Origin of the sequence: Candidatus Nitrosocosmicus sp. FF01 (assembly GCF_047711275.1) — an archaeon.
GTDB lineage: Archaea > Thermoproteota > Nitrososphaeria > Nitrososphaerales > Nitrososphaeraceae > Nitrosocosmicus.
Map to the genome: position 1 here is coordinate 826,071 of NZ_JBLNIG010000001.1, position 20,135 is coordinate 846,205.

The 20,135-nt window shown below is 35.3% G+C and carries 22 protein-coding genes and 2 tRNA genes; 15 read left to right on the forward strand and 9 right to left on the reverse strand.

Features of this window, described 5'->3' with window-relative positions:
- Positions 1–426: 426 nt before the first annotated feature.
- Complete coding sequence (locus tag ACMT7R_RS04485) at positions 427–678, forward strand: hypothetical protein (RefSeq protein WP_415310273.1); 252 nt, start codon at positions 427–429, stop codon at positions 676–678.
- A 338-nt stretch (positions 679–1,016) separates the two neighbouring features.
- On the opposite strand, the gene ACMT7R_RS04490 is transcribed toward ACMT7R_RS04485, so the two are convergent.
- Positions 1,017–1,090 (reverse strand) — tRNA-Ile (locus tag ACMT7R_RS04490).
- Positions 1,091–1,690: 600 nt separating this feature from the next.
- Here ACMT7R_RS04490 and ACMT7R_RS04495 point away from each other — a divergent pair.
- Entirely contained in the window at positions 1,691–2,497 is an 807-nt protein-coding gene (locus tag ACMT7R_RS04495) for an NAD(+)/NADH kinase (protein ID WP_415310274.1), read from the forward strand.
- Positions 2,484–2,972: a hypothetical protein gene (locus tag ACMT7R_RS04500; RefSeq protein ID WP_415310275.1), complete on the forward strand. Its 489-nt coding sequence runs from the start codon at positions 2,484–2,486 to the stop codon at positions 2,970–2,972. The genes ACMT7R_RS04495 and ACMT7R_RS04500 overlap by 14 nt, the downstream gene beginning before the upstream one ends.
- A gap of 223 nt (positions 2,973–3,195) precedes the next feature.
- Here ACMT7R_RS04500 and ACMT7R_RS04505 read toward each other — a convergent pair whose 3' ends face one another.
- The 4 genes from ACMT7R_RS04505 to ACMT7R_RS04520 form a co-directional block, all read right to left on the reverse strand.
- On the reverse strand, positions 3,196–4,422 hold the full coding sequence (locus ACMT7R_RS04505) for an adenosylhomocysteinase (protein ID WP_415310276.1): 1,227 nt from the start codon (positions 4,420–4,422) through the stop codon (positions 3,196–3,198).
- Between the two features lie 46 nt (positions 4,423–4,468).
- The gene (locus ACMT7R_RS04510) at positions 4,469–4,636 is read right to left on the reverse strand and encodes a hypothetical protein (RefSeq protein WP_415310277.1); all 168 of its coding nucleotides are present in this window, start codon (positions 4,634–4,636) and stop codon (positions 4,469–4,471) included.
- The gene (locus tag ACMT7R_RS04515; RefSeq protein WP_134482808.1) at positions 4,637–4,801 is read right to left on the reverse strand and encodes an RNA polymerase Rbp10; all 165 of its coding nucleotides are present in this window, start codon (positions 4,799–4,801) and stop codon (positions 4,637–4,639) included.
- Between the two features lie 94 nt (positions 4,802–4,895).
- Positions 4,896–5,102: a hypothetical protein gene (locus ACMT7R_RS04520; protein WP_415310279.1), complete on the reverse strand. Its 207-nt coding sequence runs from the start codon at positions 5,100–5,102 to the stop codon at positions 4,896–4,898.
- Positions 5,103–5,196: 94 nt separating this feature from the next.
- Between ACMT7R_RS04520 and ACMT7R_RS04525 the strand changes: the two genes are divergently transcribed.
- The gene (locus tag ACMT7R_RS04525) at positions 5,197–6,063 is read left to right on the forward strand and encodes an NAD(P)H-hydrate dehydratase (RefSeq protein ID WP_415310280.1); all 867 of its coding nucleotides are present in this window, start codon (positions 5,197–5,199) and stop codon (positions 6,061–6,063) included.
- Here ACMT7R_RS04525 and ACMT7R_RS04530 read toward each other — a convergent pair.
- Positions 6,053–6,853, reverse strand: a complete 801-nt coding sequence (locus tag ACMT7R_RS04530) for a TrmB family transcriptional regulator (protein ID WP_415310281.1) — start codon at positions 6,851–6,853, stop codon at positions 6,053–6,055. The genes ACMT7R_RS04525 and ACMT7R_RS04530 overlap by 11 nt on opposite strands.
- Before the next feature lie 191 nt (positions 6,854–7,044).
- On the opposite strand from ACMT7R_RS04530, the gene ACMT7R_RS04535 reads away from it, so the two are divergent.
- Complete coding sequence (locus tag ACMT7R_RS04535; protein ID WP_415310282.1) at positions 7,045–8,364, forward strand: AAA family ATPase; 1,320 nt, start codon at positions 7,045–7,047, stop codon at positions 8,362–8,364.
- Positions 8,365–8,367: 3 nt separating this feature from the next.
- On the opposite strand, the gene ppa is transcribed toward ACMT7R_RS04535, so the two are convergent.
- Complete coding sequence (gene ppa, locus ACMT7R_RS04540) at positions 8,368–8,901, reverse strand: inorganic diphosphatase (protein WP_415310283.1); 534 nt, start codon at positions 8,899–8,901, stop codon at positions 8,368–8,370.
- Positions 8,902–9,138: 237 nt separating this feature from the next.
- Here ppa and ACMT7R_RS04545 point away from each other — a divergent pair, with 237 nt between their 5' ends.
- The 5 genes from ACMT7R_RS04545 to rpsJ all read left to right on the forward strand — a co-directional run bounded on the left by ACMT7R_RS04545 (position 9,139) and on the right by rpsJ (position 15,474).
- Positions 9,139–12,390, forward strand: coding sequence for a class I tRNA ligase family protein (locus ACMT7R_RS04545; RefSeq protein WP_415310284.1), 3,252 nt, complete (start codon positions 9,139–9,141; stop codon positions 12,388–12,390).
- A 322-nt stretch (positions 12,391–12,712) separates the two neighbouring features.
- Positions 12,713–13,066, forward strand: a complete 354-nt coding sequence (locus tag ACMT7R_RS04550; RefSeq protein WP_415310285.1) for a hypothetical protein — start codon at positions 12,713–12,715, stop codon at positions 13,064–13,066.
- Between the two features lie 172 nt (positions 13,067–13,238).
- Complete coding sequence (locus ACMT7R_RS04555; protein WP_415310286.1) at positions 13,239–13,601, forward strand: phosphomannose isomerase type II C-terminal cupin domain; 363 nt, start codon at positions 13,239–13,241, stop codon at positions 13,599–13,601.
- Between the two features lie 236 nt (positions 13,602–13,837).
- The gene (gene tuf, locus ACMT7R_RS04560) at positions 13,838–15,151 is read left to right on the forward strand and encodes a translation elongation factor EF-1 subunit alpha (RefSeq protein WP_415310288.1); all 1,314 of its coding nucleotides are present in this window, start codon (positions 13,838–13,840) and stop codon (positions 15,149–15,151) included.
- A gap of 11 nt (positions 15,152–15,162) precedes the next feature.
- Positions 15,163–15,474: a 30S ribosomal protein S10 gene (gene rpsJ, locus ACMT7R_RS04565; RefSeq protein WP_148686504.1), complete on the forward strand. Its 312-nt coding sequence runs from the start codon at positions 15,163–15,165 to the stop codon at positions 15,472–15,474.
- Between the two features lie 18 nt (positions 15,475–15,492).
- Here the strand turns inward: rpsJ and ACMT7R_RS04570 are convergent, their stop codons facing one another.
- Together ACMT7R_RS04570 and ACMT7R_RS04575 are read right to left on the reverse strand one after the other, a co-directional pair.
- Positions 15,493–16,461 carry a DHH family phosphoesterase gene (locus tag ACMT7R_RS04570; RefSeq protein ID WP_415310289.1) on the reverse strand — a complete coding sequence of 323 codons (969 nt, stop codon included), beginning with the start codon at positions 16,459–16,461 and terminating at the stop codon, positions 15,493–15,495.
- 46 nt (positions 16,462–16,507) lie between these two features.
- Positions 16,508–16,921, reverse strand: coding sequence for a hypothetical protein (locus ACMT7R_RS04575; RefSeq protein ID WP_415310291.1), 414 nt, complete (start codon positions 16,919–16,921; stop codon positions 16,508–16,510).
- 146 nt (positions 16,922–17,067) lie between these two features.
- On the opposite strand from ACMT7R_RS04575, the gene ACMT7R_RS04580 reads away from it, so the two are divergent.
- The 5 genes from ACMT7R_RS04580 (at position 17,068) to ACMT7R_RS04600 (ending at position 20,120) form a co-directional block, all read left to right on the forward strand.
- The gene (locus tag ACMT7R_RS04580; protein ID WP_415310293.1) at positions 17,068–17,328 is read left to right on the forward strand and encodes a hypothetical protein; all 261 of its coding nucleotides are present in this window, start codon (positions 17,068–17,070) and stop codon (positions 17,326–17,328) included.
- Positions 17,329–17,491: 163 nt separating this feature from the next.
- Positions 17,492–17,566, forward strand: a tRNA-Gly gene (locus ACMT7R_RS04585).
- A gap of 88 nt (positions 17,567–17,654) precedes the next feature.
- On the forward strand, positions 17,655–18,215 hold the full coding sequence (locus tag ACMT7R_RS04590; protein ID WP_415310295.1) for a CBS domain-containing protein: 561 nt from the start codon (positions 17,655–17,657) through the stop codon (positions 18,213–18,215).
- A 228-nt stretch (positions 18,216–18,443) separates the two neighbouring features.
- Complete coding sequence (locus ACMT7R_RS04595; protein ID WP_415310296.1) at positions 18,444–19,079, forward strand: DedA family protein; 636 nt, start codon at positions 18,444–18,446, stop codon at positions 19,077–19,079.
- Positions 19,080–19,298: 219 nt separating this feature from the next.
- On the forward strand, positions 19,299–20,120 hold the full coding sequence (locus ACMT7R_RS04600) for a sulfide-dependent adenosine diphosphate thiazole synthase (protein ID WP_415310297.1): 822 nt from the start codon (positions 19,299–19,301) through the stop codon (positions 20,118–20,120).
- Positions 20,121–20,135 lie beyond the last annotated feature (15 nt).

Sequence of the window (20,135 nt, forward strand, 5' to 3'; positions counted from 1 at the left end):
AATATTATTTCACAATTTGAGTTCCCATTAGTAATTATTTTTTCAAAATATCAAAAATTACGAACTTCAGTTCCCTATACTGAATCCATTTTGAAGTTGACTTATTTCGGCCCCCATGTTTGGACGTTTCAATATAATTCATTACGAAACTACGGAATCATCCTGCCGATTTACATTTACATTTGAATGGATTTCAGTCGGATTAACGATAATCTTCAGGATTTAATATTCGGACTAGATAACCATTAACATTAAGTTGCCACTTGAGAGAACCATCCATGCTCTGATCTCCTGCAATAGATACCCCCTAGATGTGACCATTCCAAAATGGTTGACTCATATTACATTAGAAGAAAAGGATGGATCTTGAATGGCTGGAGCCAAACCAATTAAAACTTTTATATATCTATAACAATAAAACGTGTGATGAATAATTCTTTGAGGGTGTTAGTAATTGCAATAGCAGTTACTTCAATGGCTTTGACTCCAGTTTTGCTTATCCAAAATGTCAATGCAGCTACTCATAATTGTGCAGACTATACTCAAAAATCCTCGGCTTGGATACAAGGTTGCAAGAATGGTTGGTATGATCATGACCACTGTTATTCATATAGTGGTGGAACAGGACAGTACGGTCAAGGGTATGCAGTTGGTTGGGATAAAGGGTCCTGTAAATAAAAACTAATTTTTTTCTTTGAATTTCAATTTTGAATCTTTTCATAAAGTTGCCTGTACTCCCCAAATTAAAATTTTGGAATTTTTAAAATTTATGTGATCTCACTAACCAGCACCGATTAAAAATGAGTCACATAGGAAATATCTCCGTACGACTCTAAGATGTTAACCAAATGAAAACATATTTGAACTAAGGTTTTATTCATAAAATACCCCCTTGCAATAATCTAAGGGTTTCATATTCGAAAGTGTGGTAAGATTTACTAAATCCGGGGACCTGTATCCAAAGTTTCCTTGTAATTTGCCTCAGTTACTTTGACTGATATGATAGGCTGATACAATGGGCCGAAAGGGATTTGAACCCTCGGCCTTTCGATTATCAGTCGAACGCTCCACCAAGCTGAGCTATCGGCCCTATTTGTTAGTTTTTAAAGGCCCTATTTTTCTAATATAAATGTAATTTTGGTACATGGCTCATATAACTACTGTATAAAACAATTTGTTTTTAAAACTCTTATTTTCACATGTGGACCATTCCAGGCCATTGAATGAACGCGAAATAGATTTTCCTGCTGATGACAAAGGGTGCGATAAGCTACCAGCATTTATTATATCGAGAACAGTTAATAGTCGTTGTGGTTTGATCGCTTTGACTCTAAATCACCTTACATTTTCTGATATACTGTAGACATTGATGAGGCGGATTTTGATTCTAGGTTTTCGCTTTTTGGGGATGTTCAAGTACATAGATAATAAATTAAGACCATGCTGCAGATGATACTAATCTCAAATTATTAGTCTTAAAGTGGGAGGGATTAAATTCCATACAAATGCCTCTGTAGTCTTCGTCTACTTTCAGATAATAGATCTGTAATTTCATAGTGTGAAATAGAGCCATTTTAGCCATAATAATGACAACTTTGTTTGAATTAATTATGTGACTTTAGTAATTCTTTGATTTTTGAAAGGTAAAAATAAGTAAAAAAATATACCCCTGGTATTTAACATACATTAGTTGAATAAGAGAATTCGAATCGTTGCCTTCTTTACTAAGAGAAATAATGAAGAAGCTGATAGAGTTTCAAAATTCCTTAAAGATAAAATGGTTCAAAAAGGCATTGATATTATAGAATTCAAGAAAGAGAAAAATGATACAACAAACATTATTCTAAAAACCCATATTGATCTAGCCATAGCAATCGGTGGAGATGGTACAACTATCAAGGCGTTTAGAACGTTACCATCGAATGTTCCTGTTCTTTGTATTAATGCCGGAGGGACACGTGGTATTTTGTCAGAAGTGTCAATGGATTCCGTAAACTCAATCATAGACCCATTGCTTAACGGGGAATATATATTAGACAAACGGATAAGAATAGTTGCTCATATTGGAAATGATTTAACAGTTCCAGTATTGAATGATTTCGTTTTAATGAGGTCTGAACTTGATAAGACACCTGTATTTAGGTTAACTATAAATGATTGCAATCTTAATCAAAAAATGGATGGTTTAATCATCTCAACTCCTACCGGGTCAACCGGTCACTCTTTATCCAATAATGGTCCAATATTACAAGAACACTTGGATTGTGTACTCATAACTCCCATTGGCTCGGTAAATAGAATGCCTTCATTTGTGTCGCCTTTAAATGTGATAAAGGTTAGTGCAAATCATTTAACTCAGCTGATAATGGATGGTCAAGTTACACAAACAATTCCAAAAAATCAAATTGTTTCGATAGTAAAATATGATCAAGATGCCATGTTTATTAGGTTCAAAAAGAATGAGATCAGACAGTTGACCAAACTTGGATTCGCCTAATAGATTTGCGACTGATGCAAATATCTTTTATATGGGATTACCTTTTCTGACCACCTCTACATACACTTACTACATTACACCTCAAATCTACGATGAGATAAGACACATAAAGAAAAATGTTGATGGTTTGAACCTTTTATTAATTACTAAAAAAGTTGTCGTGATGGAAGCCTCCAATGAGAATATTGTTAAAGTTAGAAAAATGGAGGAACAAATAGGCAGGAATGTCCTATCTGAGGCAGATCAGTCTATTGTTGCATTGGGTATCCAACTAAACGTGCCCGTCTTATCCACTGATTTTTCTTTAGTAAACGTGGCAAAGCATCTTTCAATACAAGTAGTAATACCAGGAAAAAAGAATTTTGTAACAAGATCTTCTGGAAAATATTGTAGTATTTGCAAAAAATTCGTTACCAAAAATTTGGAATTTTGTGAATATTGTGGAAACAGATTAATTGTTAAGTCAAAGACCTGAAAAATTTAGTTAAGTATTCATCCAGGGTTTAGAATTACCAATAGACAATAAAGATGATAGTCTCACTAAGATGAGATTTCCTTCCATTCATGCGACATTTGGGATGATTATTGCTCATTTATCAAGTTGGCGTATTTAAGCTCCTCGGAAATCATTTTTACATGAATGCAAAACTAATCCTAACTTTGGATCTTCCAGATAGTACAAAAGGAAAAATTCTTTTTTATTTCTTAAAATAGTCCTTCTGTTCAGGCGTTAACTTATCCATTCTAATCCCGTATTCCGATAAAGCTAATCTGGCTAGTTTACTATCTAATTTTTGTGGAGGTTTGTAGACCTTATTGGCCAATCTGGTTGCATATTTGGATAAATAGACAATAGCTAAAAACTGGTTAGAAAAAGAAGCGTCCATTACTTCTGGAGGGTTCCCGTCAGCTCCAACCAGATTGATTACCCTACCTTTGGTCATGAGGTAGATTCGCTTTTTCTCCTTAAATTTGTCTTCAATATTATAACAGGTAACATTTGGTTTAGGCTCGTAATGATGAGGATCAATTCTATCTAAATATTTGACATCTATTTCCACATCAAAATGTCCTGTGTTACATAGAATCGCTCCGTCCTTGAGCTCACTAAAATGTTCTCTTCCGATCACGTTTATCTGACCTGTGCAGGTTATGAAGATATCATTACTTGATAATAAATTCTTCAAATTATTCACCTCATATCCGTCAAAGAAAGCCTCAATCGCTTGCAGGGGTTCTACTTCTGTTATCGATACTTTAGCACCCATACCGCGTGCGCATCTTGCAACCCCTTTGCCAACCCATCCATAACCACATACTACTATCCTTTTGCTCGCTATGATTGTTCCGGTAGTACGTATAATACCTTCCAGTGCACTTTGCCCCGTTCCATTTTGATTATCAAGCATTTGTTTCATAAATGATTCGTTGACAGCTATTACGGGATACAAAAGCAAACCAGAGTTACTAAGTTTACGTAACCTATTGACCCCTGAAGTAGTTTCTTCAGTTCCTCCTAACAAACTTTGTTTTCTAAGAACTGCTTTCTTGTGCATCTCTGCTCCGTCATCTGTTACTATTTGAGGTTTTGTATCTAATACCTTATCCATGTTATTGTAGAATGAATTGGTATCGCCTGGATAATTTGTGTATAAACTGATATTTGAATTAGCGTCTTGTAGATAGCTTATCATATCTTTTTTACTAGAGAGTGGATTGGCAGCGCATAGCGAAATTCTAGCACCTATCTCTGCAAGGCCTGTGACCAAAACTGCTGTTTCTTTGGTAATGTGTAAGCACATTCCTAAACTAAAACCATTTAATGCTTGGCTGTTGGAATATTTCCTTACCAACTTACTTAATAGTGGCATTCTGTTCTTAGCCCACAAATACTCTTTTCTACCTATACTGATACTATCTTTCAAATCTGTGGTTATAAAAATTATCTAATTATTAAATAAATTTGACTTACTATAGCTTGTAATCGCTAAGGATATCTGAATACCGAGCATCCTTATACGCGACGTATTTTACATAATCACCATAAGTTTTGTCAAATCCGCAATTTTCACATTTGACAAACGAAAAATCATCGGAAAGTTCGGCAGCACTTTTGCAATCAGGACATCTGATTTTCACTTAAATCGCTTTTAATTGCTTAATGATAGGTTGTCTGACCTTTCTAAATACTCTAAATCCGCATATACACTTTATTTCAGGAAGGTATGATAACTCCTCTGCAGTCACGTTGGTCCCGCAGGACATGCACTCATAAGTTACTGCTCCCATGACTTCGTTACTCATACATATTCTATATCTTACCGGCTATTTAATCATTCTTGGTAATATTTGAGTTAAACGCCTGCACTCGGATTATACTTAAAAGTCAATTTACTCGCTACTCTGCAAACCCATTACAAGCGCAATACCCAAACTCATCAATACGTTTATCACATCTAGGACATTTTTCTGTATAATCTACTTCCCACATGTGCTTTCCATAAAGTTGATAATGAGTATCTATTTCTGGAGGGACCACCGAATTTTCAAGTAACGGATTTTCACTTGGCTTAAACTTACAGTTTTGGACCTTTTTTTGTTCCAATATCTTTAACTATCTATATATCGTTAACCTATATTTTTAACTAATCTAGAAAAATCCTAAATAGCCTATCTAGTTTTGTATTAACTATTCAACAATGCAAAATTATTCTGCTGTGGATTCAAATTTGGTTAAAAGCATTATCCTTCCACGTAGTAAGCTTTCTAGAAAAGGTGAAAATGGAATAACGCTCATAGTTGGAGGGAATAGAATATACCACGGTGCACCGTTGTTATCCTCCATTGCCGCACTTAGGAGCGGAACCGATTTAGTATATACCGCGATTCCAAAAATCAATTTATCTTCATCTAGGAATTTTTCTGCTGACTTAATTTTCGTTCCTTTTCCAGACGACAAATTGACAAGTGGGGCAGTTAGGCGACTTTTAAATATGATCCCTAAAAAAATTGACGCAGCCGGCATAGGAATGGGGTTGAGTTTCTCAAAATCTCAATCTCTTTTAGCTCTTATTAACGGGCTTTTGCAACAAGAAGTTCGATTAATAGTTGATGCAGGAGCATTAGTTCCTGAAATTTTAAATAATATTACTAATACCAAAACTGTTGTCACACCTCATGCTGGGGAATTCAAACGGCTGTTTGGTATTCTTCCTACGGGAGAACTAGATGAACAGTTAAAACTAGTCACTAAATTTGCAAGAGAATACGGACTTGTTATAGCCTTAAAAGGATTTTGGAATATCGTTTCAGATGGTGATCAAACATTTGTTACTCAAAGAACAACGCCTGCAATGACAGTCGGTGGAACTGGGGATATTCTATCTGGGCTAGTGGCCGGATACCTTACCAAATACGAATCAATACATGCTTGTATCCTTGGATTATACTTTAACGGAATGGCTGGCCTCAATATTTTTAATAGGATGGGATTACATATGGTGGCATCAGATTTGTTGGATGAACTACCCTATGTAATGAAGGCATTTGACAAAATTAGCGACTAACGTTTATTGGTTCAAATTTAGTATTCTTTATACTATTTTGGTTATCCTCTAGATGCCAAATATCGTTAAAATGAGTGCTCAAAACCGTTTTGAAAATTTCATGTGAATCAAAATATGCTGATTTGGTACCGTCATTGTTAATCAAAATAACAATATCGTTATCAAAAATAAACATATTTGAGCTAATTTTGGCCCTTTTCATCTCAACAGCGTTAGGCAAGACAACGGAGTCAGCATTTGAATATTGATCAAATAGTATTTTCACCGTTACGCCTCTAATTACAGCCTTCAGAATTTCATCTTTAACTGATTTAAGGAGGATATTTCCCCATGAATTCAATGATATATGGATAGTTTCCTTGGAGGATCTTATTAGATCTGTAATTTTTTTATCAGTAAAAATCTGATTCAGTATCAAATACCTCCGTTCCTCAAGTCCCTTTTTTTCTAATCCCTCATCATTGATTTGCTGCAAAGAATTTATAATATCACTTAAATCCTTTACCTTTTTTTCATATTTTTCTATTAACTTGTTAAATGATTCTTTGGGAGAAAGCGCTCGAAATGTTAAAGGCTTTTGATTATTTATGAAAACCAGGTTCTTCTTCTCTAGTTTTTTTAAAATGAAATAAATTTTTGTTCTTGGCAAACCTGAACAAAATGCTAACTCTGTGGCTGAGATCATCCCCTTCCCCAATAATCCCAGATACGCTGATGCCTCGTATTTCGATAATCCTAATTCCTCTAATCCACCCAAAATTTCATTGCTAATTAGATTCGCATTCGACATCAAAAGATTATTTAGCAAATGGTATAGTAAGACCAATAGTCAAAATTATTGAATTATTAATTAAAAAAAAAGAAAGTATTCCTTCAGTAGATTTTTCAGTACAGGTCTATATTTTTTTATCGATTAGATGAATTCTGTTTACTTTATATCCTTTCAAAGACTTTGATAAGCATATTTGAGAATATACTACGATGACACTTGCACCACAGGAATTAGAGAATACTGCAAGTAAATTTGCAGCCGAGGCTATAAAGCTTGATTCTCAGGGGTCGCATTCTTCTGCTATTAGCTCTTATCAGAGGGCAACCGAGGCACTCATTAAACTGGTTCAAATTTATCCAGAATATAAACTGAATAGAGTATATTTGGAAAGAGCAAGTGCATATCAGAATAGGATAAAGGCCATTCAAATGGCAAATGGGATAATAGACGATGACAAACGACAAGATTACTCAGGTTCTGATTTGAAAGAACCCGCCAGAATTGACAACCGTCCGTCTACTCTTAATTCTAAACATGTTCACAATAATACTCAACTCAAAATTAATAATCCTCAGATCAACAATAACCACAATGATCATGGAAACAGACCTAATTCAACCAACCACAATGGTAATTTGATTCAAGAATTGAGTAAAGAGCTAGAAAATCTTGTGCTCAAAGAAAAACCCATGGTAACGTGGAAGGAAGTTATTGGTTTAGATGATGCAAAAAGAGCCATAAGGGAATCTATTGTATATCCTACCAAACGAGCTGATTTGTTTCCATTGGGATGGCCACGCGGCATATTGTTGTTTGGACCTCCGGGATGCGGTAAAACTTTACTTGCAGCGGCAGCCGCTGCAGAGATACATGGTTATTTTATTAATATCGATGCAGCATCGATGATGAGCAAATGGCTAGGAGAAGCAGAAAAAAATATTTCAAAACTATTTACATTTGCTAGAGCGTTACACGAAAAAGAGAAAATACCTATTCTGTTATTTATTGATGAAATAGATTCCTTATTGGGCACTCGCAACGGAGAGGTTGGAGGCGAGGTAAGAGTAAAAAATCAATTCTTAACCGAAATGGATGGTATTAATGGTAAATCTAAAGACTCTTTTCTATACGTGATAGGGGCTACAAACAAACCTTGGAGTTTAGAATCAGGTTTCTTAAGAAGGTTTCAAAAGAGAATATATGTTACTTTGCCTGACTTAGCTTCACGTAAAAATCTTTTCAAACAGTACACTTCAAAACTAGCTCGAGATCAGACTGTAAAAGTGGATGATTTGGCAAAACTTTCAGAGGCGTATAGTGCAAGTGATATAAAAGATATTTGCCAGTCAGCACAATTAAAAGTTGTAAACGAACTTTTCGAAGAAGGAGAACCGATGGACGAGGCCACTCTTCCAAGAGAACTGACCTTGTTAGATTTTAAGGAAATGTTTAAGGTAAGAAAGCCGAGTGTAAGCCCGGAAATGATCCGTGCATATTTACGTTGGAGTGAACAGTTTAAGGCATTATAATTATCAGGTAGCTTGACTGAATCGTTCAATCCCTTCGTTTATAATTTTTTCTGCTTTCTGACTATTTTCCCACCCAGTAACCTTTACAAATTTTCCTTTTTCAAGCTCTTTATAATGCTCAAAGAAGTGTTTTATTTTGTCAAGTATTCTGCCATCCAACTGCTCTATCTCCGTATACTTTGAATAATCATAATCAACTTTTTCATTGGGAACGGCGATAATTTTAGAATCTTGACCTTCCTCATCTTCCATAATTAACACACCGATAGGTTTTGATCTCACAACTGATAAGGGTGAAAATGCATCGTTACTTAAAACTAAGATATCTATAGGGTCACCATCCTCTTCTCTGGTCTTTGGAATGAATCCATAATTAAACGGATAAACCATTGAAGTATGCAACTTTCTGTCTACAAAAAGAATTCCTGATTCAGAGTCTACTTCGTACTTTATATTACTATTTTGGGGAATTTCTATTACCACATTAATATTACTAGGAGGGTTTTTTCCAGACCCGATTTGGTCAAAAGTATTCATATAGTCTAACTTTTCTCGCTTTTTTTAATATATTTCTATGTATCAATTATACATAAAAAAGCTTTTTCATATTTACACAAATGCTAACTTACTATCTATCAGGTTTTTTCTTTTTACTAGTCGACCTAGATCGTGGACTTCAATCAAGATTTCTTGATAATTTTGCTGTTGGCGATTGAGGTGAACTAGTTTTTCCAAAAATTTAAGAGAGGTTGTAGACTTGGATTCAGTTATACTATGAATTTGGAAAGTAAGCTTGACTTAAAAGAAATTGAAAACCAAATTAGAGGTTACTATAATGATCCCTCCTTTAAGATCAAAATCAAGAATTTTATAGATAATCAAAATAACTTTTCATCAACTATAGGATACGTAGAAGGACCACCAACCATGAATGGGGAACCACATCTAGGACATTTGAGGGGAAGAATCATAAAAGATCTTTGGTATCGAAAATCCTTCATCCAAAAAAAGAAAATGATATTCCGTGCCGGTTGGGATTCGCAAGGATTACCTGTGGAACTCCAGGCAGAAAAAATATTGGGCTTGACAGGTAACAAGTCCGAAAACCTAAGAAAAGTGGGCATTGAAAGAATCGTAGAAACATGTAAGAAAATAATCTTAGAATACAACAAGAAATGGGTAGAAGTAGACCAGCTTATTGGAATGTCTTTTGATTACCAAAATGCCTACTGGACTTACAAGGATTCTTACATAGAAAGAGAATGGATATACATCAAAAAAGCTCTAGAGGTGGGAATTCTCAAGGAGTGGTTTAGGGTAGTAGCATATTGTCCTTCATGTCAGACTTCTCTTAGTAATGCGGAGATTAACCAGAGCTATGAGCAAGTTGAAGATCCTTCTTTTTATTACAAAGTTAAACTTGCTGATAGTGATATTTACTTAGTTGTTTGGACTACAATGCCTTTTACTCTCGTAACAGACGAGTTGGTGGGCATCAACCCTCATGCGAAATATGTGACTATACAGGTAAGACAAGATAACGTTGTTGAAAAATGGATTGTATCGGAGAATAGGCTTGAAGCACTTATGAAGGAATTAAAAATAGTAGAATATAAGATAATAAATACCTTTGAAGGTAAAGAATTGAACGGGCAGTTCTATATCCATCCATTATTAGGTAACATACCCGAATTGAGTAAACTTGCGATTAGTAAAAAGATTCATTTCGTAGTTGCCGAAGATTTTGTTGATTTTACCACAGGGAGTGGATTAGTACATTTATCCCCAGCTAATGGGGAGGAGGATTTTGATATTGCAACAAAGAGAGGGTTACCAATTTTTGTGCCTATCGATGACCGAGTATACTTTACTGTAGATGCAGGCAAATATCAAAATAAATTCGTGAGAGATGTAGATGCAGAAATCGTCGAAGACATGAAGTCACTAAATTCTGTGGTAAAAATTAGCAGGCTCATGCACAAGTATCCAACATGCTGGAGATCTCACCACAAGATTGTATGGCTAGCTCGAAAAGAATATTTTTACATGATTGAAAATTTGAAGAATAAGCCCTTTGAAGCAGCTTCAAACGTGAAATACTATTATGAACAACCGAAAAATAGATTTCTTGAAATAATTAAGGAAAAAGTCCCCTGGTGTATTTCAAGAGAAAGAGTCTGGGGCACCCCATTACCAATATGGAAGTGCAAAAATTGTTCTTCAATCGAAGGATTATTTTCAAGAAAAGAAATTATTCATAGGGCGTCCAAACTACCTAATGGCGAAAATTTTGAATTGCACAGGCCATGGATAGATGAAATAATAATCCATTGCAGCAAATGCCATGCGGAGATGACCAGGGAGCCATTCGTACTAGATACATGGCACAACAGCGGGAGTGCACCATATTCCTCATTAACAAATCCAGAGTATGATAAACTGATACCTGCTTATTTTCTTACTGAGGGAATAGATCAAACCAGAGGATGGGCCTATACCTTATTAATGTTAAATGTAATTTTGCAGAATGCTTCTCAATCCCCATTTGAATCATTTCTTTTTACAGGTCACGTATTAGACGAAAAGGGAAATAAGATGAGCAAAAGTTTGGGAAATGTTGTGGATGCCTTTACTCTTCTAAGAGACAACCCTGTAGACCTTGTAAGATTTTACTTTATGTGGAAGTCATCGCCAATAGAACCATTAAATTTTGATACCAAAGAAATGATTTCTAGACCCCATCAGGTGCTAAGTACATTATATTATTTACATATCTATTATAGACAAAATGCTGAGTATGATGTCTTTGATTATCTTGGATCAACTCAAAAACCAGAAATGGGAATCTCCAAAAAACTGCTAAAAAGTCAAGACATTTGGATATTAACAAAGCTTGAAAAATTGGTTCGTAATGTAACTAATCTTATAGATGAGTGTAGATTCCATGAGGCCTGCCACGAAATTGAGGATTTCATTATCAATTCATTAAGCCAAACGTATGTGCCTCTTATAAGGTATGATTTATGGAGTGACGATTTGGAAAATAGGGAACGTAGATTTACGGTATACAAGATTTTGTCATGTTGTTTATTTGCACTAGATCTTGTATTGCATCCAATTTGTCCCTTCATCACGGAATTCTTGTATCAATCTAATTTCAAACGGGTTGAATCGATTTTGTTTGATAGATCGTTAGACATAGAATTTTTGAAAAAGGTTTCAAATGACAAAGTTGAATTCGCATTTGACAAGATAAAGGAAATATCATCAATGTCTTTTTCTTTGAGAAATAAACTCAAACTAAAGAGGAGATGGCCCTTGGAGTCGATTTTTGTTTTTAGTCAAGATGTAGAGTTTCTAGAGATGGAAGGTATGCTAGGTTTGCTGCGAGAGCAAATGAATATTGAAAATATTATCGTTAAAAAGGTAAGATGGACAGACAAGGCAGCTAAATTGGTTGATATGATAAGAAATAATGCTCCTGTCATTCCAAATCTGACAGTTAATAGAAAGACTGTTGCGAAGGAGCTAAAAGGCGATATTATGCTTTTCATCGAAAAATTTGATAAGCTGGACAAAAACTTTGTACTAGATCAACTCCAAGAATCAGGATCACTTGATCTAGAATATTCTGAGGGCAAATCATTTAAGTTAACTTTGGAAGACGTAAATATTGATTTTGATACCACGAATGGATATTCAGCATTAGAGCGAGACAATCTGATTCTTTTCTTAAATACACACCGTAACGATGAGCTTATAATCAAGGGAATGGTCAAAGATTTGGCGCGCAATATTCAACAGTTAAGAAAGGAATTAGGTTACTCCCCGACCAAAATCCTTGACACAGCTTATATTTCCAATTTTAGTGAGGATGAGATAAGTAAGATACAAAAATTTGAAGATGTTCTAAGAAATCTTGTTAGAGTTAACAAGATAGTTTTCCCTGATAGGATTTCTAATGGAGGTATTAAACCAAAACAAGTAGAAATTGATGGAAGAGATATATCTATCTATATCCAATAATTATTTATCTGAATAATCAAAAGTTCAAGACGCTTTTGATTCGATGGACAACCACTGGAAGATGATAAACTATCATCAAAATATACCTAAACTTTTTTCACTATCAGGTAGGGACACATATTCAAACATGTCCTAGTGAAATTTTCAACTAGATTTGGAGGTTTCCAGGGTTGGAATGTCAACTTAACAATTGGATGAGCAAGTTTTGTAAAAAAATCTTTTGACTAGAATTAGAGATTAACAAACATTAGTCAAAAAGTCAAATGAAATGATCTTTAATGTAGATAAATTCTACAATACCACTTTAAGGTGATTGAAAAAAGTGCCCGGTCTGCAGGAAAGCAAACAAATGTCCTTTGAAAATTGTTTAATTAACAATTTTAAAGATAAACTTTTGGATCTTTCTCAGAATGTGGCTGAAACAGGAAAACCGGTGATACTGTATACTACCTTGCTTGATGAAGTAAGTGATTATGGAGAACAGGAACTCGCTATTGTAAATGAAGACTTTGTGGTGATTCAGGTCATTACATTTGGAGGGTATGTACCAATAGCTGTTCAACACCAACGTGTGTTTACTTTTGATGAATTTTCCCATTGGATTTATGATAGGAGCAATAACTTGTTCATGCAATGTTTCAACACCTTGGAAGATGCTTTATTGTCAATAAGATAGCTTTTCGATTTGGCTTTTATTGGGAGTATTTTATCTATAGTAATATCGGTTAACTTTAGAGATGAATGATTGAAATCGTTTTCTTCTTGCTAATATAAGTTAAATTTTTTTTACATTTCTGACATGATTTATATAAAATATATTTAGTTTTATATAGGTTGACGAATCATTAATGTTAGATAAAATGATAGAAATTTATGAAGAAAACAGACCTTGGGGGAAATTTGAAAAATTTGTCGAAAATCAAAAATGTACTGTAAAGCTATTGCATCTTAATCCAAAATCTCAAACCAGTTTACAATTACACCACAAAAGAGAAGAATGGTGGAAAATAATTAAGGGAGTGGTTTCAGTAGAACATGATGGTGAAAAAAAGATTCTAAATGAAAATGACACCATATTCATTCCTAAAGGTTCAAAACACAGAATAATTAATCAAGAATCTTGCTCTACCATCTTAGAAATTTCTTTTGGCGAATTTGATGAATCAGACATTGTTCGAATTGAAGATATATACAATAGAAATTCAAAATGAGCGTTAGAATTTGATTTCATGGGATTTTCAGAACGTGCTACTTTTTCTATCCTTAATAGTGCGTAAAATTTAGAATGTTTTTAACCAGCGATAAGATATGACAGAGGTATTCAAGATTAAAAAACAAGCAAAATCAATCTGCTCAATTTTCCCCTCGTAATTTTATGATTTTGTAAAACGTTATTATAAAAAAGATAACGAAATACAAATAAACCCCTGATGGATTTTTATCTTCTATGAGCGCAAGTAAAAAACCACATATGAATTTGGTGGTTACAGGACATGTTGATAATGGTAAATCAACTACCGTTGGTCATTTAATGGTAGATTTAGGTGTCATCGATCAAAGAACTATAGATTCTTTTGCTAAAGAATCCGAAGCAACAGGGAAGGGTGATACTTTCAAGTATGCTTGGGTACTTGATAGCATTAAAGATGAAAGAGAAAGGGGTATTACTATAGATCTAGCATTTCAAAAATTCGAGACCCCTAAATTCTTTTACACTCTGATTGATGCCCCGGGACATAGAGACTTTATCAAAAATATGATAACCGGAGCTTCTGAAGCAGATGCTTCAATCCTTGTGGTTTCTGTTAAACCCGGTGAAACCGAAGCTGCAACCGAACCCGGAGGACAAGCAAGAGAGCATGCCTTTTTATCTAGAACACTAGGTGTAGGACAAATCGTGGTTGCCTTAAACAAGATGGATGATGTCGGGTACACAGAGGCAAGATATAATGAAGTCAAAGAAATAGTCGAAAAGATGTTAAAAATGGTTGGATACAATACCTCAAAAGTCAGTTTCATCCCAGTTTCAGCATGGAAGGGTGACAATCTAGTAAAGAAGTCAGAAAATATGCCTTGGTATAAGGGGCAAACATTAGCTGAAGCCCTGGATTCTTTCACACCTCCGGAAAAGCCCATTAACAAACCGTTGAGAATACCAGTTCAAGATGTTTACACTATTACCGGAGTGGGAACTGTCCCTGTGGGTAGAGTTGAAACTGGCAAGATGAAAACAAACGAGAAAGTGATTGTCATGCCGTCTGGAGTTCCTGGAGAGATTAAATCTATAGAAACTCATCATACGCAAATGGATTATGCTGAAGCCGGAGACAATATTGGATTTAACCTTAGAGGTGTAGATAAAAAAGCCATTCATAGAGGTGATATAATAGGCAATATTGATAGCCCTCCTAGTGTTGCAAAAGAATTTGAGGCTCAAATAATTGTAATCCATCATCCAACTGCGATGGCTCCTGGATATACACCTGTATTGCATGCCCACACTGCGCAAGTTGCAGCCACTATCTCAGACTTTGTAGCAAAGATAGATCCAAAAACCGGTGGAATAGTCGAAGAAAAACCAAAGTTTTTGAAAACTGGGGATGCTGCAATTGTAAAGATTCGACCTGTGAGACCACTGGCCATCGAAACCTTCAAAGAATTCCCCGAAATTGGAAGATTTGCACTCAGGGATATGGGAACCACAATAGCTGCTGGAATCGTTAAAACTATCACCGAAAAGTACGATCCAAATAAAAAATAGCGTGACGAATGTTGCCTCAAGAAGCCAGAATCAAGCTAACTAGTACCAACTTACTAACATTAGAGAATGTCTGTACAGAAATTAAGGATATTGGAGAAAAAAATGGTATTAGATTAAAGGGACCCCATCCTTTGCCTACAAAAAAGATGAGAGTCGTAACCAGAAAATCACCATGTGGACAGGGAACTAATACATGGGATAAATACGAACTCCGAGTTCACAGAAGAGTAATCGATTTAGGGGCAGATGATAGGTCTATCCGACAGCTGATGCGCCTTAAAATTCCAGAAGATGTATATATTGAGGTATCATTAACACAATAGAAAAATCTTTTTTAATTCTTATTGAATTTTTAGCGAATTTTTAACAGCATTGCGAAGCTCAATAATTACTTCGGGAATGTTTAATGGGTCTGATCTGATTTTTCCACCTGCTGCATATTTGTGACCGCCACCTTCCAGTAGTTCGGCCGCTATATCGTTACATCTTAACTTTGGATTATTTCGACGTATGCTGACCTTACCGTCGCTTGTCAGAAAAAAAATAATATCTCCATCAGTTTTTTGAAATACTTCTTCGGAGAATAAGCTGGACTGGATGTATGGACTGGTAGGTATAAGGAACATTTTAATATCATCGTCTAGGTTCACCTGCTTTAACTTACTCCAAGCCTCTGCCTTTGATATATCTCGCAACCTTGAAAATATTCTATACTCTTCCTGCATTTCAGTATCCCATAGCATCCCATTTGATATTTTTAGAGAAAGATATATCAGTCTAGTATAAAAGTTGGGCAGTGTTTTGTAATAGATGATTAGTTCTGGCAAAGGAGGCATAAATTGGTCTTTAATTAGGAAGTCGGACGTATGTGCCAACATTGCCAAATGTTTAGCTCGCACGTTATTTTCTAGAAAAAATTCATATGCTAACTCTGATGCGCACTTATTTCCAGACGTATCTAGAATCAATCTCCTATCTCCCTCGGGCTCTTTGTCAAATAATTCCAATGCCTCAAGCGGCCATGGATGATGGTCTATCCATATAATTGACCATTTGTTTGAGCGGGCAAATTCAAATAACTCGGACATTAGCAATAAAATTTCCTTGTTTAGCCCCAGATCGCAAACAACCAACAGACCCGGACTAGCCTTTTCAATAATCTCCTTATATATCAATTGAGAAATTTTATCAAAATTTACCTTCCCATATGAAGTGAATAGGATCTTGGCTTGAGGATACCGCATAAGAACTATCGAAGCTGAAAAAACTCCATCAACATCGGATTCATGTGAAACTATAATGACGTTCAATCCTAGTAACTCATATTTACAATTTCTTTTAAAAATTTGAGATTATTTATCGAAGATCCCATAATCGGTCTTCAGTCCTATATGCTTCTGGGTCAATTCTAAACCCTTTTGAAATTTCAAACGGAGTTTCTACTAATTTAAGATGATAGTCTTTTTTAATTTTTTTAAACTGTTTCTCTAGCCATAACACGAATTGTTGTTCTAAAATATTCCCCTCTTCTTTTAGTATTTTCGGATGCACTTCCGCTAATGTGGTGATGAACTCCATTTCAAAGTACATGTTAAAAAAGTCCCAACCCATAGTTTTTCCTTCTGAAGAGCATTCAAATTTTGCTCCATAATGACATCCCCATTCCAATTCGCCTATGAATTCCAGTATGGTTTCTCTCTCTTTTTCAAAGTCTAAACATGATCCCGAAATTTGTACCATCGGGGTTTTCTCAGCAGACTTTTTGTGCATAAATTTACAGGGTCTGTTAGCTATTTAAGAATTAGCAAAAAGCCACGAAGTCATAAACTAGAATCAAGCAGCTATCCGATATATACCTTGTCATTTCTAATTTGATACACTAATATTGGTTAATTTTTGACTTTATTTGGAGGAAATTGGAAGTACCTATCTCTGAATATGTTACTTACTTTAACTATGAAGGTGAGAATGCTGATTTCTTAGTGAGGGAAATTAAGAAAGGTGTTTTCAAAGTCCTTATTCGGGAATATAGCGATAATCACGATACAGAGTTTATTGAAAAAGAGTTTTTTGTTAAAAAGGATACGTTAGATTCACTTTTTGAAGAATATAACGTTATGAAAAAGCCTACTGGAACAGAAAAAATTTTAGAACCCACACATGAAATAGAAATTTAGGGAGTCAAGTTGACAAATTTGCAATATTCTATTAGTTAATTTGATAATCTGTACATACAATATTTCTCCAAAATTCATAGATCATGGAGTGCAAGGTCATCAGCACATGGCTTCTGTAATACCAAATAATTAATATAGCCAATATTTTATAAGAGTCAGAAAGGCGACGGTCGTCCAGTTTGGTCTAGGACATCAGATTGCCAATCTGGTAACCCGGGTTCAAATCCCGGCCGTCGCATATTTTTTAAAATTTTAGTTTTGCGTATCACCTACCACCTTGTCATACCCTTAAAATTATTAATCGAATTCGACTAATGATATTTATCATGCTACCTAGACTTGATTATATCAAGCAAGCCCGACTAAAATTAGGAGTAACTCAAAAAAAATTGGCAATTCTCTGCGGAATAAGCACTTCTATGGTTAATCAGATTGAGTCAGGTAGGTGCAAACCAAGTTACGATACCGCCAAACGCATATTTGAAATTCTGCTATCTATGGAATCCGATGCCTCCATTAAGGCCGGAAATATATGTAATAGAAATCTAATTACTATACAAAGCGAAGAGTCACTCAGCGCGGCTATACTCAAAATGAGGGATCACAGTATCAGTCAATTGCCCGTCTTTGATGGAGGAAGACTAGTGGGGATATTGACGGAAGATGATTTAGCAAAAATCATGATAGAAAATACGGATAGAGATATTCATTTGGTCAAAATAAAAGCGGTTATGGAGCCTCCACCTCCTCTTGTGGATGAATCTACTCCAGCCAAAGCTTTGGTGTCACTTGTAAGATTTGCAAAATGTGTATTGGTTAGTGAAAAGGGTAACGTAGTTGGAATAATTACTCTAACAGATACTCTGAAAATAGTGGAATCAAGTTGATTTTCTATGATAACTTAAAGCTTTTCTAGACCAACACAACAGTCGGCACATTTCATACATTCATCGCAAATACTTACTTTGGATTCATCTAAAATTTCTACCAAACAAAGTGCACATTTTTTGTCAGTCAACAGTAATAATTACTTTTGATAACTTATTAATCTTATTTTCAAAATTTCGAAAATAGCAAAAACTAATTAATTTTAAGGTATTAACTTGAATTGATCAATGGTGGACCTCATCAACGTCATTACATCTCTTGTTTCTACGTACGGTTACTTCGGCCTTTTCTTAGCAGCGTTTGCAGAGACAATTTTCCCACCGATACCGAGTGAAGTTATTTTTCCTCTAGCAGGATTTATAGGGTTTAAGTCTAATTTTGGTTATTTTGAAACCTTTGTAATGGCTATATGCGGTGCTATAGGTGCTACTTTTGGGGCAGTTTTAATTTATTTCATTTCGCTGAAGATTGGAAGGTTGGCAATTATAAAAATTGGAAAATATGTATTTGTAAGTGAGAGGAAAATTGAAACGGCCGAAAAGTGGTTTGAGAAATATGGCACATACGCAGTTTTCTTGGGTAGGATGGCACCTGGAGTTCGCGAATTAATTAGTGTTCCTGCCGGAATTGCTAAGATGCCTATTGGTAAGTTTACTTTATTTACATTCCTTGGATCTCTAGTTTGGAGCATTGCTTTAGTCTTTGCTGGATACTTTTTAGGCAATTCTTGGGTTAAATTATCCGAATCTTTATCGTTATATTTTCCTCTGTTGTCTGCATTAATCATTGGGGCTTTAACGGGTGTGATTGTACTCTATTTGATATTCAAAAAGAGAAGAAAGGCTCCGCACAATATTGAATAGTATAATAATTTGTACTTTACTTGAGAGGGGATTCTTTTTTTATTTTATGGATCTGTTGCATAACACCTTCTAGGAATGCATAGGCATCTGTATTCAATATAATTAAATATTGATGGATTGACAACATATCAAGTTTATTTCATTGTAATTAGAGCATCGACTTGTTAAATCAAGTCTTAATTAAAGAATGTATTAATATTGCCATCTCGGAATTTACTTATGGAAAAGAAAATATTTGCTGATGTGAGTGAGAAGGAAATTACACGTTCCATAGCTTCAATGTTTTTTGAAACTATTCAAGAATATACTGATTCAGATGTAATAATCTTAGGCGCAGGACCCGCCGGTTTATCAGCCGGAAGAGAAATCGCTAAAAAAGGGTTAAGAACTCTCATTATCGAACAGAATAATTATTTAGGAGGTGGTTATTGGGTCGGTGGATATATGATGAATCCGGTAACTGTTAGAGCCCCCGCACAAAAGGTATGGGATGAATTAGGAGTACCTTATCGCAAGGTAAATGAAAATCTGTATGCTGCGTGGGGCCCAGACGCATGTTCAAAATTGATATCTGCTGCTTGTGATGCGGGGGTAAGATTTTTACAACTTACGAAATTTGATGATTTGGTATTGAAAAATAAAAGGGTTAGAGGTGTTGTGGTCAATTGGATGCCTGTATCTGCATTGCCCAGAAACATTACATGTGTTGATCCAGTTGCCTTTGAGAGCAAGTTAGTGATTGATGCTACCGGCCACGATTCAGTAGCAGTGAAGAGACTTATGCAAAGAGGGTTGGTTGATTGGAAAGGAATGAATCCAATGTGGGTCGAAGGAGGAGAAGATGGTGTAGTAAACTCCACTGGTGAAGTATATCCTGGATTGATTGCGGCAGGAATGTCGGTAACTGAGACATATGGATTACCAAGAATGGGTCCAACATTCGGTTCGATGCTACTGTCGGGTAAAAAGGCCGCAGAAGTTGCAATTGCGAAGTTGAAATCACCGTCTATTACACCAAAGATAAAGGTAAAGTCAAAATGAATTAGAATTTTTCTA

Excerpts from the sequence above, each read along its gene's own strand:
- ACMT7R_RS04525 (WP_415310280.1), top strand. The coding sequence starts at position 5,197 with ATGCAAAATTATTCTGCTGTGGATTCAAATTTGGTTAAAAGCATTATC.
- ACMT7R_RS04575 (WP_415310291.1), bottom strand. The coding sequence starts at position 16,921 with ATGCACAAAAAGTCTGCTGAGAAAACCCCGATGGTACAAATTTCGGGA.
- ppa (WP_415310283.1), bottom strand. The coding sequence starts at position 8,901 with ATGAATACTTTTGACCAAATCGGGTCTGGAAAAAACCCTCCTAGTAAT.
- tuf (WP_415310288.1), top strand. The coding sequence starts at position 13,838 with ATGAGCGCAAGTAAAAAACCACATATGAATTTGGTGGTTACAGGACAT.
- ACMT7R_RS04545 (WP_415310284.1), top strand. The coding sequence starts at position 9,139 with ATGAATTTGGAAAGTAAGCTTGACTTAAAAGAAATTGAAAACCAAATT.
- ACMT7R_RS04555 (WP_415310286.1), top strand. The coding sequence starts at position 13,239 with ATGTTAGATAAAATGATAGAAATTTATGAAGAAAACAGACCTTGGGGG.
- ACMT7R_RS04485 (WP_415310273.1), top strand. The coding sequence starts at position 427 with ATGAATAATTCTTTGAGGGTGTTAGTAATTGCAATAGCAGTTACTTCA.
- ACMT7R_RS04595 (WP_415310296.1), top strand. The coding sequence starts at position 18,444 with ATGGTGGACCTCATCAACGTCATTACATCTCTTGTTTCTACGTACGGT.
- ACMT7R_RS04535 (WP_415310282.1), top strand. The coding sequence starts at position 7,045 with ATGACACTTGCACCACAGGAATTAGAGAATACTGCAAGTAAATTTGCA.
- ACMT7R_RS04515 (WP_134482808.1), bottom strand. The coding sequence starts at position 4,801 with ATGAGTAACGAAGTCATGGGAGCAGTAACTTATGAGTGCATGTCCTGC.
- ACMT7R_RS04530 (WP_415310281.1), bottom strand. The coding sequence starts at position 6,853 with ATGTCGAATGCGAATCTAATTAGCAATGAAATTTTGGGTGGATTAGAG.
- ACMT7R_RS04590 (WP_415310295.1), top strand. The coding sequence starts at position 17,655 with ATGCTACCTAGACTTGATTATATCAAGCAAGCCCGACTAAAATTAGGA.
- ACMT7R_RS04600 (WP_415310297.1), top strand. The coding sequence starts at position 19,299 with ATGGAAAAGAAAATATTTGCTGATGTGAGTGAGAAGGAAATTACACGT.